Origin of the sequence: Streptomyces morookaense (assembly GCF_013030945.1) — a bacterium.
Lineage (GTDB): Bacteria > Actinomycetota > Actinomycetes > Streptomycetales > Streptomycetaceae > Streptomyces > Streptomyces morookaensis.
Map to the genome: position 1 here is coordinate 1 of NZ_JABBXF010000036.1, position 15,990 is coordinate 15,990.

At 73.0% G+C, this 15,990-nt stretch carries 13 protein-coding genes; 4 read left to right on the top strand and 9 right to left on the bottom strand.

The window, feature by feature from the left end; translation table 11 throughout:
- Positions 1 to 279 (bottom strand): GTP-binding protein (locus tag HG542_RS17140; protein ID WP_308699103.1); only part of this gene is annotated, 279 nt, incomplete at its 3' end.
- A gap of 206 nt (positions 280 to 485) precedes the next feature.
- Between HG542_RS17140 and rpsT the strand changes: the two genes are divergently transcribed.
- Complete coding sequence (gene rpsT, locus HG542_RS35140) at positions 486 to 752, top strand: 30S ribosomal protein S20 (RefSeq protein WP_171082353.1); 267 nt, start codon at positions 486 to 488, stop codon at positions 750 to 752.
- Between the two features lie 225 nt (positions 753 to 977).
- Here rpsT and holA read toward each other — a convergent pair whose 3' ends face one another.
- Positions 978 to 1,964, bottom strand: coding sequence for a DNA polymerase III subunit delta (holA, locus tag HG542_RS17150; protein ID WP_171082355.1), 987 nt, complete (start codon positions 1,962 to 1,964; stop codon positions 978 to 980).
- Between the two features lie 72 nt (positions 1,965 to 2,036).
- On the opposite strand from holA, the gene HG542_RS17155 reads away from it, so the two are divergent.
- The gene (locus tag HG542_RS17155; protein WP_227723555.1) at positions 2,037 to 2,312 is read left to right on the top strand and encodes a hypothetical protein; all 276 of its coding nucleotides are present in this window, start codon (positions 2,037 to 2,039) and stop codon (positions 2,310 to 2,312) included.
- A 31-nt stretch (positions 2,313 to 2,343) separates the two neighbouring features.
- On the opposite strand, the gene HG542_RS17160 is transcribed toward HG542_RS17155, so the two are convergent.
- From HG542_RS17160 to HG542_RS17190, 7 genes are all read right to left on the bottom strand, one after another.
- Positions 2,344 to 3,027, bottom strand: a complete 684-nt coding sequence (locus HG542_RS17160; protein ID WP_373313192.1) for an arylamine N-acetyltransferase family protein — start codon at positions 3,025 to 3,027, stop codon at positions 2,344 to 2,346.
- On the bottom strand, positions 2,913 to 5,645 hold the full coding sequence (locus tag HG542_RS17165; protein WP_438816698.1) for a ComEC/Rec2 family competence protein: 2,733 nt from the start codon (positions 5,643 to 5,645) through the stop codon (positions 2,913 to 2,915). Before HG542_RS17165 ends, HG542_RS17160 begins: the two co-directional genes overlap by 115 nt.
- 326 nt (positions 5,646 to 5,971) lie before the next feature.
- Positions 5,972 to 6,649: a ComEA family DNA-binding protein gene (locus HG542_RS17170; RefSeq protein WP_171082361.1), complete on the bottom strand. Its 678-nt coding sequence runs from the start codon at positions 6,647 to 6,649 to the stop codon at positions 5,972 to 5,974.
- Positions 6,650 to 6,760: 111 nt separating this feature from the next.
- The gene (locus tag HG542_RS17175) at positions 6,761 to 7,606 is read right to left on the bottom strand and encodes a DegV family protein (RefSeq protein WP_171082363.1); all 846 of its coding nucleotides are present in this window, start codon (positions 7,604 to 7,606) and stop codon (positions 6,761 to 6,763) included.
- A 60-nt stretch (positions 7,607 to 7,666) separates the two neighbouring features.
- A complete protein-coding gene (locus HG542_RS17180; protein WP_171082365.1) occupies positions 7,667 to 8,377 on the bottom strand; it encodes a hypothetical protein in 711 nt (236 codons plus the stop codon).
- Positions 8,378 to 8,511: 134 nt separating this feature from the next.
- On the bottom strand, positions 8,512 to 11,364 hold the full coding sequence (leuS, locus tag HG542_RS17185) for a leucine--tRNA ligase (RefSeq protein ID WP_171082368.1): 2,853 nt from the start codon (positions 11,362 to 11,364) through the stop codon (positions 8,512 to 8,514).
- Positions 11,365 to 11,611: 247 nt separating this feature from the next.
- Positions 11,612 to 13,579: a S53 family peptidase gene (locus HG542_RS17190; protein WP_171082370.1), complete on the bottom strand. Its 1,968-nt coding sequence runs from the start codon at positions 13,577 to 13,579 to the stop codon at positions 11,612 to 11,614.
- Positions 13,580 to 13,860: 281 nt separating this feature from the next.
- On the opposite strand from HG542_RS17190, the gene HG542_RS35145 reads away from it, so the two are divergent.
- The gene (locus HG542_RS35145) at positions 13,861 to 14,499 is read left to right on the top strand and encodes a hypothetical protein (RefSeq protein WP_229922821.1); all 639 of its coding nucleotides are present in this window, start codon (positions 13,861 to 13,863) and stop codon (positions 14,497 to 14,499) included.
- Positions 14,496 to 15,929: an NADH-quinone oxidoreductase subunit NuoF family protein gene (locus HG542_RS17195; protein ID WP_229922820.1), complete on the top strand. Its 1,434-nt coding sequence runs from the start codon at positions 14,496 to 14,498 to the stop codon at positions 15,927 to 15,929. The genes HG542_RS35145 and HG542_RS17195 overlap by 4 nt, the downstream gene beginning before the upstream one ends.
- The last annotated feature ends 61 nt before the right edge of the window (positions 15,930 to 15,990 follow it).

Sequence of the window (15,990 nt, forward strand, 5' to 3'; positions counted from 1 at the left end):
CATGTTGAGGATGTGAGTCGTCCCCGACTCGTCCTCGGTGGGGGCCCAGGGGAGACGGACCGCCTGCGACTTGATCGTGATGCCGCGCTCGCGCTCGATGTCCATCCGGTCGAGGTACTGCGCACGCATCTGCCGCGAGTCGACCACACCGGTCAGCTGAAGCATCCGGTCGGCAAGCGTGGACTTGCCGTGGTCGATGTGCGCGATGATGCAGAAGTTGCGGATCAGAGCCGGGTCGGTACGGCTCGGCTCGGGCACGTTGGTAGGGGTCGCGGGCACGCAGGATCCATTCGGTGACTTCGGCGTTTGCACGCCAGTCTCGGCGGGAGTCGGGTATACGACCCCTCCATGCTCCCATGAGCGGCGGCAACCGTCCGGTTTGGGCGGCCCGAGCCCCTGCTGGTAGCCTGGTCCACTGTGCCTGGCGTGCCCTCTACACGCCGTGGGCACATTCGAACTCCAACGAACCTGAAAAGGCTCTTTTCGTGGCGAACATCAAGTCCCAGATCAAGCGGAACAAGACCAACGAGAAGGCGCGCCTGCGCAACAAGGCCGTCAAGTCCTCGGTCAAGACCGTCATCCGCGCCGCCCGCGAGGCGATCGCCGCCGGCGACGCCGCCAAGGCCACCGCCGCCGTCGCCCTGGCCGGCAAGAAGCTCGACAAGGCCGTCAGCAAGGGTGTTCTGCACAAGAACGCCGCTGCCAACAAGAAGTCGGCGCTGGCCAAGCAGGCTGCGGGCATCCAGGCCTGACCCCTTCCGGGGCATCGCGCCCCGGACCCCGCCGGTACGGGCAGCGGACCCTCTCAACCGCTCCGGACCCGGCACCCCGTGCCGCACACGGACGTTCGCCACGTGCGTGCGGCACCTCTGAACGATCCCGAAGGCCCTGTGCCCGTCCCCTTCCCCGGGGCAGGCACGGGGCCTTCGGGCTTTCCGTCTTCGGGCCTGTCCGGGGGCCGGCGGCCCCCGGATCCGTCAGCGCCGGCTGCGGGCCGCCCGCGCCACCGCGACGACCGCCTTCTCCAGTGCGTACTCCGGGTCGTCGCCCCCGCCCTTGACGCCGGCATCCGCCTCCGCGACCGCCCGCAGCGCGACGGCGACACCGTCCGCCGACCAGCCGCGCATCTGCTGCCGCACCCGGTCGATCTTCCACGGCGGCATGCCCAGCTCCCGCGCCAGATCCCCGGGACGGGCCCCGCGCGGGGCCGAGGCCAGCTTGCCGATGGAACGGACGCCCTGGGCCAGGGCGCTGGTGATCAGGACGGGCGCGACGCCGGTGGCCATCGCCCAGCGCAGGGCCTCCAGGGCCTCCGCGGCCCGGCCCTCCACCGCCCGGTCCGCGACGGTGAAGCTGGACGCCTCCGCGCGGCCCGTGTAGTAACGGGCGACCACGGCCTCGTCGACGACGCCCTCGATGTCGGCGGTCAGCTGGGCGCACGCGCTCGCGAGCTCCCGCAGGTCGCTGCCGATCGCATCCACCAGGGCCTGGCAGGCCTCCGGGGTCGCCGAGCGGCCCAGCGTGCGGAACTCCCCGCGGACGAAGGCCAGGCGGTCGGCCGGCTTCGTCATCTTCGGGCAGGCGACCTCCCGGGCCCCGGCCTTGCGGGCCGCGTCCAGCAGGCCCTTGCCCTTGGCGCCGCCCGCGTGCAGCAGCACCAGCGTGATCTCCTCGGCGGGCGCGCCGAGATAGGCCTTCACGTCCTTCACGGTGTCCGCCGAGAGGTCCTGCGCATTGCGCACGACCACGACCTTGCGCTCGGCGAAGAGCGACGGGCTCGTCAGCTCCGCGAGGGTGCCGGGCTGGAGGGCATCGGGCGTGAGGTCCCGCACGTCGGTGTCCGCATCGGCGGCGCGGGCCGCCGCGACCACCTCCTGCACGGCGCGGTCGAGAAGGAGATCCTCCTGGCCCACGGCGAGCGTGACGGGGGCGAGGGGGTCGTCGGTAACTGTCTTCCTGGCCATCGCGTCCAGCATCCCATGCGCCGGTGACAGACCCCCCTCGCCCGTCTCCGGAGCATGCCGCACAATATGCGGGTGAGCAGCACTTTCTCCTCCTACAGAGCCTCAGATTCCGTTCGCCACCTGCTGGTGCTCCCCGACCGCGACGCGGCCGAGGAGGCCGCCGAGGAGGCCGCCTCCCGCCTCGGTCTGGACGACGACCCCCAGATCGTGCGCGAAGCCCTCGCCGGTGAGGACGACGCCGAGGACGCCCAGTGGCTGGTCGTCGTGGAGGACCCCGACGGCGAGCTGGACGTCTCCGCCCTGCGCGAGCTCGCCGAGGAGTACGACGGCTGGCTCGAGGCGGAGTGACCCGGCCGGGGCGGTGAGCCCCGCACCCCGTCTACAGGGCGCCCGGCTCCTCCGGCACCCGGTCGAGGGCGATGCCGAAGTGCTTCCGGTACGCGCCGAAGACCTCGTCCTCGGCGAGCGTCCGCTCCAGCTTTCCGGAGGCGTCCGTGATCACCAGCTTGCGGCCGCTGAGCGTCACCCGGTCCGTGCCGGTCCCCGTCGGCCGGGAGCAGACCAGCGACCTGGTGAAGGGCGACTTCGGCGACGTCCGGTGCCACCAGCAGCCCGGCTCGAAGTCGGCCAGCTCCCTGGGGCGTTGCTCCAGCCGGTACTGCAACGTGCCGTCCCTGAACACCTCCAGATCGTCCCCCTCTCCCCCGTCGGCCTCCGCGATGCGGAACACACCTGCCGGATCGCTCTGCTCGCCCCGCTCCCGGTAGTCCAGCGGGTAGAGGCTGTGCGCGCCGGCACCGACATCCACCAGCCACGAGTGCGGGGCCCCCGCCGCCCCGCCCTGTCCCGTCTCCACGCGCAGCGCCAGGTGGTCGTAAGGGATCCCCAGCGATCCGTCCGGCATCACCATCCGCGCCGCCAGCAGGCTCACCCGGTAGCCGAGGGCGGTCAGCAGGTGGGCGAAGGCGCCGTTGAGCTCATAGCAGAAGCCGCCGCGCCCGGCCTGCACCACCTTCTCCACGAGGGCCTCGCCCTCCAGCACGATCTCCTCTCCCAGATGGATCGACAGGTTCTCGAACGGCACGGCGACGACGTGCCGGAATTGGAGCTCGCGCAGCGCCTCCGCATCGGGGGCGGGCGGGCGTTGAAGGCCGAGGCGACGGAGGTAGGCATCGATACCGGTGGAATCCATGAGTCAGTTTTGCACCATGCGACGCATCCCCGGCATCGGGCCCCGGTCCTACGTCTGCGGCCGCGGCCTGCGGTGACGGCCGTCGCCGAGCCCGTCACGGCCACCGCGCCGTCGGTGTCCGTCCGCAGCACCGCCGCGCCCTGCGCCTTCAGCGCGGCGACCGTCGCCGCCGCGGGGTGACCGTAGCGGTTGTGCGCGCCGACCGAGATCAGGGCCAGCCGGGGATGCAGGGCCCGCAGCAACTGCGCGTCCTGGTGGGCGGAACCGTGGTGCGCGACCTTGAGGACGTCCACCGGCGGCAGCCCTGGATACGCCTCCACCAGGGCCTGCTGCGCGGGCGGTTCGAGGTCCCCGAGCAGGAGCAGCGTGAGCCCCGCGGTACGGACGAGCAGCACGAGGCTGGCGTCGTTGGGCCCGTCCTCGGCCGCCGCCGAGGTGCCCGCGGGCGGCGGCCACAGCACCTCCCACGACAGGTCCCCGAGCCGGCGCCGCTCCCCCGCCGCGCCTTCGGCCACCGGGACGCCCGCCTGCGCGGCGGCGCGGCGCACGAACGCGGCCCTGCCGGGCGGCCGGGCGAACGGCGTCGTCTCGATCATCCCGACCGCGCGGCCGTGCAGCACGCCCGGCAGCCCGTCCACGTGGTCGGCGTGGAAGTGGCTCAGGACGAGCAGCGGAACCCTCTCGACCTGCAGTCCCCGCAGACAGCCGTCCACGGCGTGCGGATCCGGCCCGGCGTCCACGACCACGGCCGTCCCCTCGCCCGCGGCCAGGACCAGGGCGTCCCCCTGGCCCACGTCGCAGACGGCCAGCCGCCAGCCGGAGGGCGGCCAGCCCGTGACGACCCGGGTGAGGGGCGCCGGGCGGACGACCGCCAGGAGCAGGAGCAGGGCCAGCCCGGCACAGACCCAGGGCCTGCGGAGCAGCCGCACCCGGCGGGCGGCCAGGACGGCGGCTGCCGTGACCGCCGCCAGCAGCAGACAGCCTGGCCAGCCGGCCGGCCAGGGCAGCGCGGCCCCGGGGAGCGCCGCGCCCGTGCGGGCCACGACCGCGGTCCAGGAGGCGGGCCAGCCGGCCAGCCAGGCAAGGCACTTGGCGGCCGGCAGCGCGACCGGGGCCGCGGCCATGGCCGCGAAGCCCAGCACCGTGGCGGCGGCGACGGCCGGCTCGGAGAGCAGATTGCACGGGACCGCCACCAGGCTCACCTGAGCCGCCAGCAGAGCGATCACGGGCCCGCAGACGGCCTGCGCCGCTCCCGCGGCGGCCAGCGCCTCCGCCAACCGGGGCCGCACGCCGCGCCGTTGGAGCGCCTCGCTCCAACGGGGTGCCAGGGTCAGCAGGGCGGCGGTCGCCAGGACGGAGAGCAGGAAGCCGTAACTCCTCGCCAGCCAGGGGTCGAAGAGCACCAGCAGGAGAACGGCCGCCGCCAGGGCGGGCAGCAGGCTGCGGCGGCGGCCGGTGCCGAGTGCCAGCAGCGTGATCAGACCGCAGGCGGCGGCGCGCAGCACGCTCGGGTCGGGGCGGCAGACGACCACGAAACCGAGCGACAGCGCTCCGCCCAGCAGCGCGGTGAGCCGCAGCGGCAGGCCGAGGCGCGCCGCGATGCCACGACGCTCGGCGCGGGCCGAGAGGTGGGAGGGCCCGATGAGGAGGGCGAGCAGGATGGTGAAGTTGCCGCCGGAGACGGCGAGGAGGTGGGTGAGGTCGGTGGCACGGAAGGCATCGTCGAGGTCCGCGGGGATGCGGGAGGTGTCCCCGACCACCAGGCCGGGCAGGAGGGCTCGCGCATCCGGGGCGAGGCCGTCGGTGGCCCTGCGCAGGCCGGACCGGAGCCGGGCGGCGGCACGTTGGAGCGCGGTCGGCGGTGCGATGACGTGCGGAGGCTCCTGCCCGGCGACGCGGACGACCGCGGCGATGCGGTCGGCGGAGCCGCCGCGGGTGGGCAGCGTGAGTCTGCCGGTGAGCCGGAGCCGGGTCGAGGGCAGGAGGTCCAGCCAGGAGTGCCGGTCGGCCAGCACGAGCACCGGGGTGCGGAGCGCGGCCGTGCCGGCCGGGCCGTCGAGGCGGGTGGCGTCGGCCTCCAGAACGACGGTGGCACCGGCGCGGGCGGTGCGGGGGTCGCCGGTGACGGTCGCCTCCAGGGTCACCTCCGCAGCGCGGCGGGCGAGTTGGGGCAGGAGCCCGCGGTGAGCGGCGGTACCGGCCAGCGCACCGGCCGTTGCACCTGCGCAGGCACAGAGCAGACCGGCGGCGAGGGCCACCGCGGTGGCGCTGGTGCGATGCCGGGCCAGCAGGACGGCGACCATGGCGAGGGCGACGGTGCATACAAGAGTGACGGCGAACGGGCTCGCGCCCAGGGCAAGGGCGGCAGCCACCCAGGCGGCAACGGCGGGGCCGACCAACCGGAGGTCGGGCGGCGGGTCTTGGGATGGGGCGGCGGCAGGGTCGGGCACGGACCCGGGCTGCGGGACAGCCTGCCTCGCGCCGCCCACGAAGTCGGGGGCAGGCTCGGGACCTTGGTCACCGGATGCCGCCCCGGCACAGGGCCGCGGGGCATCCCCCCGCGCACCGCCCCGGAAGCCGGCCACCGACCCGGCCCGTTGGACAGAAACGGCACCGCGCCCCGGCGACGCAGGCGCCAACCCACCGTCACCGGACACCGCCGCCCCGACCCCGGGCCGCGAGACGCCCGCCCCCGCATCACCCCCGAACCCCACTGCAGGCTCGGGGACTTGGAACCGGACGCCCCCATGGCTGCGCCCGACCCCGGGCCGCGGGGCACCCGCCCCCGTACCGTCCTCGAAGCCGTCCGCAGGACTCATGGCTGGACCAGAGTCCGAAGCTCTGAGAAGCGGTGTGCGCCGATGCCCGTGACCTGGCGGAGATCCGTGATCTCGTGGAAGCCGCCGTGCTGGGCGCGGTAGTCCAGGATGCGCTTGGCCAGGACCGGGCCCACGCCCGGGAGGGACTGGAGTTGTTCCTGTGTCGCCGAGTTGAGGCTGACCGGGCCTCCCGGTGCGCCGCCCGGTGTGCCGCCCGGTGCCGCCGCCTGCGGTGCGCCCACCACGATCTGTTCGCCGTCGGCCAGGACCCGGGCCCGGTTCAGGGCCGTCGTGTCCGTGCCGGGGCGGGCACCGCCCGCCGCCTCCAGGGCGTCGGCCACCCTCGCGCCCTGCGGCAGGTGCAGCACACCGGGGTGCTGCACCTTGCCCGCGACGTCCACCACCACCGTTCTGCGCGCCGCAGGCGACACGGCCGCGGCCACCGGCATCGCCTCGCGCGCGGGCGGGCGCACCGGCTGCGGGCGGCCCTGCCAGAAGTGGTAGGCGGCGAAGGCGGCCGCCGCCACCAGGACCACCGTCAGCGCGGCCAGAGTCCGTGGTTCGAAACCGCATCTCGTCTGCAGCCACAGGGGGATGCGGTCCCGCGCCGCAAGCCGCCAGTCGCCCCGGGGCGTCGCTCTGGTCCTGGTTCCGGTCGTGGTCGTGGTCGTCATGGAGCGACCGTAGGGCGGTTCCGGGATCCCCGCTGAGACGGCCCAAATTCCGTGGATAACCGCGCAGTTGTGGATAACTTCGTCACCCACGCGGGGCCACCCGCACCCCCGCTACCTCGGCGAGACCACGACCCCCAGCAGCCCCGGACCCGTGTGCGCCCCGATCACCGCGCCCACCTCGCTCACATGGAGCTCCACCACGCCCGGCACCCGATCCCGCAGCCGCTCCGCGAGCTGCTCCGCGCGCTCGGGGGCGGCGAGGTGGTGGACGGCGATGTCCACGGGGGCCGTCGCCGCACGCTCGACCGCGATCTCCTCCAGGCGGGCGATCGCCTTGGAGGCCGTGCGGACCTTCTCGCGCAGCTCGATGCGGCCCCCGTCCAGCTGCAGCAGCGGTTTGACGGCGAGCGCCGAGCCCAGCAGCGCCTGCGCGGCACCGATGCGGCCGCCGCGGCGCAGGTAGTCGAGGGTGTCGACATAGAAGTAGGCGGCCGTGCCCTGTGCCCGCTTCTCCGCGGCGGCCACGGCCTCGTCGAGCGTGCCGCCCGCCCGGGCCGTCCCGGCCGCGGCCAGGGCGCAGAAGCCCAGGGCCATCGCGACCATGCCGGTGTCCACGACCCGCACCGGCACCGGCGCCTCGCGCGCCGCCAGGACCGCCGCGTCGTAGGTGCCGGAGATCTCGGCGGAGAGGTGGAGGGAGACGATGCCCTCGGCACCCGCTTCCGCGGCGGCGCGGTACGCGGCGGCGAAGGCCTCGGGGCCGGGGCGCGACGTGGTGACGGACTTGCGCTTCTGCAGGGCCTGGGCAACCGATCTGGCCGAGATCTCCGTACCCTCCTGGAGCGCCTCGTCGCCCAGGACCACCGTCAGAGGGACGGCCGTGATGCCGTTCCGCTCCATCGCCTCCTGCGGCAGGTAGGCCGTGGAATCGGTGATGATCGCGACATGGCGGGACATGCTCCGGAGGTTACCCGCCGGGCCGCCCGGGCGGCAGCGCGGCCCGGGTCCTCATGATCGTCAAGGGGTGCTTTCCGGCCGCCGGGTCTTCTGCCAGGAATACCCCGCCTGGCGCCAGGCATTCCGGCCGTCGATGGCCGCACGCCCGGTCCCGGCCCCGGTCCCTGTCGCGGACCCGGGCCCGGGTGCCGCTCCGCCCGCCGCCTTCTCCGCGGGCTCCGCCGGCTCCGTGTCCCAGTGCCGCAGCGCACCGGACTCCATCCGGATCTGCTCGCTCAGCGTCGCCAGGTCGTCGTCCGCGAACTGCCGTGCCCTGTCCTGCGCGGCCCACCGCAGCGAGTCGGCGGACTGCGTGATGTTCTGCGTGCGCTCCCGCAGCGAGGGCAGGCAGGCGGCGACGCGGGCCTTGTCCGGCTCGTCCTCCAGGCGCCTGAGGTCCTCGTCGAGCTCCCGGCCGTGCGTGCTCAGGCGCTCGAAGAGGGCCAGCGACTCCGACAGGGAGGCGTCCTCCACGACGCCGGTGCGCAGCGCCTCCTGGGTGGCCCGCATGGACGTGCGCAGCGAGAGCCGCAGCTGGGCGACCTCGCCGGCGGCGCCCGGCTGGGTGTGCTGCTTGGCCTTCAGCCGGGTGTCCTCGACGGTGCGGCGGGCCTCCGCGACCGTGCGGTCGACGCCGCGCTTGACGGCCCGGACCGCCTTGACCGTGCCGATCACCGCGAAGGCGAAGAGGATCGCGCAGATCACAGCGATGATCGCGGCCGCGGCTACCATGCTTGCTCCCCAGCGAGGTCGGAGTTCGGGACGGAGTTCGTTGACTCCACCGTAAACGCAACGGGCAGGCCGGCGGTTCCAAACGAACCCCCAACCTGCCCGTAGGGACAAACCCTTATCCCCGGCGCAGCCCCTTACGCAGGGACGATGTTCACCAGCTTCGGCGCCCGCACGATGACCTTGCGGATCCCCGCGCCGCCCAGGGCGGCGACGACGGCCGGGTCGCCCAGGGCAACCTTCTCCAGTTCCTCGTCGGAGATCGCCGGCGACACCTCCAGGCGGGCCTTGACCTTGCCCTTGAGCTGGACGACGCAGGTCACGGTCTCGTCCACGACGTAGGCCGGGTCGGCGACCGGGAAGTCCCGGTGGACGACCGAGTCCTGGTGGCCGAGCCTGCGCCACAGCTCCTCGGCGATGTGCGGGGCCAGCGGGGCGATCAGCAGCACCAGCTGCTCGGCGACGGACCGCGGGACCTCGTCCAGCTTGGTCACGAAGTTGTTCAGCTCGGTGAACTTGGCGATGGCGGTGTTGAACCGCAGGTTCGCCATGTCCTGGCCGATACCGTCGACGGCCTTGTGCAGGGCGCGCAGCGTCGCCTCGTCGGGCTCGGCGTCGACGACCGTGACCTCGCCGGTGGCCTCGTCCACCACGTTGCGCCACAGGCGCTGCAGCAGGCGGTACTGGCCGACGACGGCACGGGTGTCCCAGGGGCGCGAGACGTCCAGGGGGCCCATGGCCATCTCGTACAGGCGCAGCGTGTCCGCACCGTACTCGGCGCAGATCTCGTCCGGCGTGACGGCGTTCTTCAGGGACTTGCCCATCTTGCCGAGCAGCCGGCTGACCTTGCCGCCCTCGTAGTAGAACGCACCGCCGTCGCGCTCCTCGACCTCCGCCGCGGGCACGGCGATGCCGCGCGCGTCGCGGTAGACGTAGGCCTGGATCATGCCCTGGTTGAAGAGCTTGTGGAACGGCTCGGAGGACGAGATGTGGCCCAGGTCGAAGAGGATCTTGGACCAGAAGCGGGCGTACAGCAGGTGCAGCACCGCGTGCTCGGCGCCGCCGACGTACAGGTCGACACCGCCCAGGGGCTGTCCCTCGCGCGGGCCCATCCAGTAGCGCTCGGCGTCGTCGGAGACCAGGCGCTCGCTGTTGTGCGGGTCCAGGTAGCGCAGCTCGTACCAGCACGAACCGGCCCAGTTGGGCATGGTGTTGGTCTCGCGGCGGTACCGCTTCGGCCCGTCGCCCAGGTCCAGGGTGACGTCGACCCACTCCTCGTTGCGGGAGAGCGGGGTCTCCGGCGACGTGTCGGCGTCGTCCGGGTCGAAGGTGCGCGGCGAGTAGTCCTCGACCTCCGGCAGCTCCAGCGGGAGCATCGACTCGGGCAGCGCGTGGGCGACGCCGTCCTCGTCGTAGACGATCGGGAAGGGCTCGCCCCAGTAGCGCTGGCGGCTGAACAGCCAGTCGCGCAGCCGGAAGTTGACGGTGCCCTCGCCGATGCCGCGCTCGGTCAGGTACGCGATGACGGTGCGCTTGGCCTCGTCGACCTGCATGCCGTTCAGGTCGATCTCGTCGTTGGCGGAGTTGATGGCCGGGCCCTGGCCGGTGTAGGCCTCGCCCTCCCAGCCCTCGGGCGGCTGCACGGTGCGGACGACCGGCAGCTCGAAGGCGGTCGCGAACTCCCAGTCGCGCTCGTCCTGGCCGGGGACGGCCATGATCGCGCCGGTGCCGTAGCCCATCAGCACGTAGTCGCCGACGAAGACGGGAACGCGCTCGCCGGTCAGCGGGTTGAGGGCATACGCACCGGTGAAGACACCGGTCTTGTCCTTGCCCTCGGTCTGGCGCTCGACGTCGGTCTTGGACTGCGCCTGCTTGCGGTAGGCGGCGACCGCCTCGGCCGGGGTGGCGGCACCGCCGGTCCACTTCTCCTTGGTGCCCTCCGGCCACGCGGCCGGGACGATGGAGTCGATCAGGTCGTGCTCCGGGGCCAGCACCATGTAGGTGGCGCCGAACAGGGTGTCCGGGCGGGTGGTGAAGACCGTGATCTTCGCGTCCGAGCCGTCGGACACCCGGAAGTCGACGCGGGCGCCCTCGCTGCGGCCGATCCAGTTGCGCTGCTGCAGCTTGATGGCCTCCGGCCAGTCCAGCGGCTCCAGGTCCTCCAGCAGGCGGTCCGCGTAGGCGGTGATCCGCATGTTCCACTGGCGCAACTTGGCCTTGAAGACCGGGTAGTTGCCGCGCTCGGAGCGGCCGTCGGCGGTGACCTCCTCGTTGGCCAGCACCGTGCCCAGGCCGGGGCACCAGTTGACCGGCGCGTCCGACGCGTAGGCCAGCCGGTAGCCGCCCAGCACCTCGTCGCGCTCGGCGGCGCTCAGCTCGCTCCACACGCGGCCGCCCGGGACCTCGCGCTCGCCGTTCTCGAACTGCGCGATCAGATCAGCGATCGGACGCGCCGAGCGGGCGCTGTCGTCGTACCAGGAGTTGAAGATCTGCAGGAAGATCCACTGGGTCCACTTGTAGTACTCCGGGTCGATCGTGGCGAACGACCGGCGCTTGTCGTGGCCCAGGCCCAGCCGCCGCAGCTGGGCCTTCATGTTCTCCATGTTGGCCTCGGTGGAGACCCGCGGGTGCGTGCCGGTCTGCACGGCGTACTGCTCGGCGGGCAGGCCGAAGGCGTCGAAGCCGAGGGTGTGCAGGACGTTGTGACCCGTCATGCGGTGGTAGCGCGCGTAGACGTCGGTGGCGATGTAGCCGAGCGGGTGACCGACGTGCAGGCCCGCACCGGAGGGGTACGGGAACATGTCCATGATGAACTTCTTGGGCCGCGCCACGACGGCCGGGTCACCGGCCAGCTCACCGCTCGGGTTCGGCGCCGCGTAGGTGCCGTCGGCGTCCCAGAAGTCCTGCCAGCGCGCCTCGATGTCAGCGGCCAGCGCGGCCGTGTAGCGGTGCGGCGCAGCCACCTCGGCGGCGGTTGTGGTCTCGCTCATCGTCCTCAAAGCTCCATCGATCGTCGTCTCTGCCTGCCCGGAAATGAAAAATCCCCTCGCACAGGAGGGGACGCCGCGCCGATGCCGACCGGAGGTCACCGGTCGGCGCTGATCAGCGCGGCTCGCTAAGCAGGAGGCGTACGGCACGCATGCGGTCAGGTTACACCGGCGGCGCCAGGGCCCGCACCGAGGTGGCGGGCCCTGACGCGCTGATCAGTGAGGCTCCGGTGACGCAGCGCTGCCGGTGTCAGTGCCGCGAACGCGGGATGTACGAGGTCACGTAGTTGTCGGCCGGGGAGCCGACGCCGGTGACGTTGTCGTAGCCCACGCCGGCCGAGAGCGAGCTGTCGCCGCCGAAGCTGCGCAGCGAGGTGACCGTGCCGCCCTTGGCGTCGACGCCGTTGACGAAGTCCACGCGCACGTTGGCGATGCCCTGGCCCTGGCCGAGCGGGTGGTCGGTGACGTCGTGGTAGGCGGAGGTGCCGAAGCGGTCGTAGATGCCCGGGTTGGCGAAGCCGATCGGCGCGCCGCCGCGTGCCTGCTGGGCCAGGGCCTGGACGCCCGCGATCACCGGGGCGGCGAGCGAGGTGCCGCCGATGCGGTACTCGTCGTACTTCACGGTGCCGTCGGAGAAGCTCTGCGTCTGACCGACCAGGAAGCCGGTCGTCGAGTCGGCGACGGCCGCGATGTCCGGCACGACGCGCATCGGCTTGGCAGTGCCGTTGATCTTCGACAGCGCGTCCGGGACGACGTTGCGCTGGTAGAACGGCTGGTCGTAGATCGTGCTGGTGCCGCCGCCCGCGCCACCGGTGAAGGTGCCGGGGAAGTTGTCCCAGTTCTGGCCGTCCTTGGACAGCGGGGCCTTGTGCGTGCCCCAGCCGGTCTCCCACAAGTACTTGTCGCCCTTGCCGACGGCGAGCGAGGTGCCGCCGACGGTGGTGACCCACGGGGAGTTGGCCGGCGAGTCGACGGTCTTCGCGCCGTGCTTGGCGGTGTTGTCGCCGTCGTCACCGGAGGAGAAGTAGAAGCCGATGCCCTCGACGGCGCCCTGCTGGAAGAGCTGGTCGTAGGCGGCCGCCACGTCCGGGGACTCGTTGGCCTCCACGTCGCCCCAGGAGTTGGAGACGATGTCGGCCAGGCGGTTGTCGACGACCTTGTGCAGGGAGTCGATCAGGTCGTCGTCCATGCAGGACTTGCCGCCGACGTAGACGATGCCGGCGTCCGGCGCCACGGCGTGCACGGCCTCGACGTCCAGGGTCTCCTCGCCGTACCAGCCGGACGCGTCGCACTCGTTGGGTGCGGTGTGCGACCAGTCGGAGGGCAGCACCTGCGACAGCTGGCCCTTGCGGTAGGCCTTGTCGCCGTTGCGCTTGGCGTACTCGGCGGCGTCCTTCGCGATGGTCGGCGACGCGAACGCGTCGGTGATCGCGATGGTGACGTTCTTGCCGGTGTAGTTCTTCGCACCGTAGACCGCACGCAGCTGCTTGCCCGTGTAGCCCTTGATGGCGTACGGGGCCTGGCCGCCGTACGCGGACGGCAGGTCGGTGTTCACCTTCGAGCCGTAGTAGGTGGAGAACGGGCCGGCGTTGCGGAAGCCGGCGCCCGGGCCGGGCAGGGTGTCGTTGCGGTGGGCGAGACGCGGGGCGTTGTTCAGGCCCACGACGGTCAGAACGGCGTTGCCCAGGCCGGCCGGCACGGAGGCCGTCTTGGCGGGGGCGTGGTAGGTCTTGCCGTCCTTGACGTAGTTGTGGAGCTCGGTGCCGAAGGCCTTCTTGGCCGCGGCGGCGTCACCGGTGACGGTGACGTAGTGGTCGTTGGTGCCGGTCACCTCGAGGCCGGAGGACTTCAGCCACGCGGTGACCTCGGCTATCTGCGCCTTGGTCGTACCGAAGCGCTCCTTGGCCTGCTTCGGCGTCAAGTACTTGCCGTACGAGGCCGACTTGGGGTCGGAGACGGACCGGGCGTAGTCCGCCAGACCCTTGGCGTCCCGGCCCGCCAGGTAGACGCGGGCGGTGACGTTGTTCGAGGCGGCAGTGGTACCGCGGTCGGCCTGGTCAGTGGCCCACTGCGGCTTGGTGCCCACCAGTGCGTGACGGTCGTGCGGACCGGAGTCGGCGTGTGCGGCCGGCATGCCGAGCGTCAGGGCTCCGGCGACCAGCGGCAGCGCTGCGGTCAGGGACAGTCCGGCACGCGCTCTGGAACGGCTTGTTCTCAAAAGAAACCCCCTGCGATGCGAGTTGTCGCAATCGTCGTGTGTGGCGTCACTCTTTCGATGAACTGTTCATCCATGGGACACGAGTTCGCCAAGAAAAGGTCAAGGAAGTTTCGAGGAGTGAGAGTCGTCGTGGTTTCAAAAACCGTTTGAGGGCGGTTTGTTGGTAATGGGGATTCCGAACGCGGCCCGAACGGACCGACGCTAGCAGTAGTACGGGCGTGCGCACCGAAGTTACGCAAAGCGGACCGGACGGCCCGGGACGGCGCCTAGCGTGCCGGGCCATGGACCTCCGCCGATTACTGGACCAGACCGCCGGTGTGCTCACCCTGGTCTCGCTCACCACCACCGTCGCCTGGGGGCTCGTCGCCGCCGACCGGCTGTTCATGGGACCGCGCGGGCGGCTGCTCGCCCAGGCCGTGCACCGAGCCACCGGCGCGTGCGCCCTGGGCTTCCTGCTGGCACACATCGGCATCAAGGTGGCCGAGGCACACGCACCGGCGGTCGCGGCCCTGGTGCCGTTCGCCTCCGGTGGGGCACTGATCGGTCTGGGCGCCGTCGCGGCCTACTTGATGGTGCTGGCGATGACAACCGGAGTGCTGCGAGGCGCCCTTGCCGGACGGGCCCGGGCGGCCCGCAAGTGGCGTGCGGTGCACGCGTGCGCGTACGTGTCCTGGTGCGCAGCACTCGTCCACGGCCTGAACGCAGGCCGCGCACCGGCGAGTTGGGTGACGGCATGCTACGCGGCGTGCGTGGTGGGGGTGTTGGGGGCGCTGGTGGTGCGGCAACGCAAGCCCAGGGTTGTGGGCAGGCGTTCCGCTGGGCTGGAGGCACCCCCAGCGGCAGCGAGGGAAGGGTGGGTGCGACCCGCGCACCGGACACCGGCCCGGACCGGTGCCCACGCCCGACGGTCACTGACGTGAACAACCTGCCTCCCGTGGTGACCCTCGGAGAGCCCCGTCTCACCGCCGGCTTCGACGACCACGCCCGCCTCGACCGCCGCGCACACCTGGCGGTGCACGGCACCGCCCCGCGGCTGAGCGCCACGGAGCTCGTCTCCCTCGCCGAGGCCACCGCACTGCGCGGCCGCGGCGGTGCCGGCTTCCCCTTCGCCCGGAAGCTGCACGCCCTGGGCAAAGGCGTGCCCGCCGTCGTCGTCAACGGCTGCGAGGGCGAGCCCGCCTGCCGCAAGGACGCGGTCCTGCTGTGCCGCGCCCCGCACCTGGTGCTGGACGGCGCCCTGCTCGCCGCCGAGGCCCTGGGGGCCCGCACGCTCGTGGTGGGGGTGACGCAGGACGCCACGGAGGCGTCCGTCCGCGACGCCCTGGCCGAGCGCGGCCTGGCCGACCGGCGCGGGCGCCCCCTGCGCGCCCGTGTCGTGCGCCTCCCCGAGCGCATGGTCTCCGGCGAGTCCTCCGCCCTGCTGCGCGCCGCGGACGGCGGCCCCGCGCTGCCGGCGGGGCGCCGTGTGCATGCCGCCGTGCAGGGGCTGGGCGGCGCCCCGACGCTGCTGTCCAACACGGAGACCTTCGCCCAACTCGCCCTCGCCGCCCGCCGGGGAGCCGTCGGCACGCTCCTGCTCACCCTCTCCGGCGCCATCCCGCAGCCGCGCGTGGCGGAGGCTCCGGACGGGGTGCCGCTGCCGTACGTCCTGCAGCAGTGCGGCGCCGAACCGGTGCCGCAGGGGGTGCTGGTCGGCGGCTACCACGGGCTCTGGCTCGGCGCGGAGCGCGTGCCCGGCGCCGTCCTGTCGTACGGGACCCCCGGCGCGGGCGCCGTGCTGCCGCTGCCCGCCGCGACCTGCCCGCTGGGCGAGACGGTGCGGGTGGCCCACTGGCTGGCCGCGGAGTCCGCCGGGCAGTGCGGGCCGTGCCGGCTCGGGCTGCCGGCGCTGGCCGGAGCGCTGACGGACGTCCTGGCGGGCGGCGGGCAGAGCGCCCTGGAGGCCGTACGGGACGCGGCACGGGCCGTGCACGGGCGCGGGGCGTGCGGACACCCCGACGGGGCGGCCCGCTTCCTCCTGAGCTCCCTGGCGGCCTTCACGGACGATCTGGCGGCGCACGTCCTGGGCAGCGGCTGCGGACGCGGCACCGCGGGCGTACTGCCCCTGCCGCGGACCGCCGGGCCGGCGCCGGCCGCCGGGGAACGGCTGGCGGTGGACTGGACACTGTGCGAGGGGCACGGCCTGTGCGCGGACCTGCTGCCGCAGCTCGTACGGCTCGGCCCGGACGGCTACCCGTCGCTCGCGGACGCCGCCGTGCCCGCGCACCTGCGGGTACGCGCGCAGCGGGCCGTGCGCCGCTGTCCGGCGCTGGCGCTGCGGCTGGAGGGCCCCGCGGCCGGAAAACGCTGAGAGGGCCGTCCGAAGCGGACGACCCTCTCAACTTCTGTGGAGCTAAGGAGAATTGAACTCC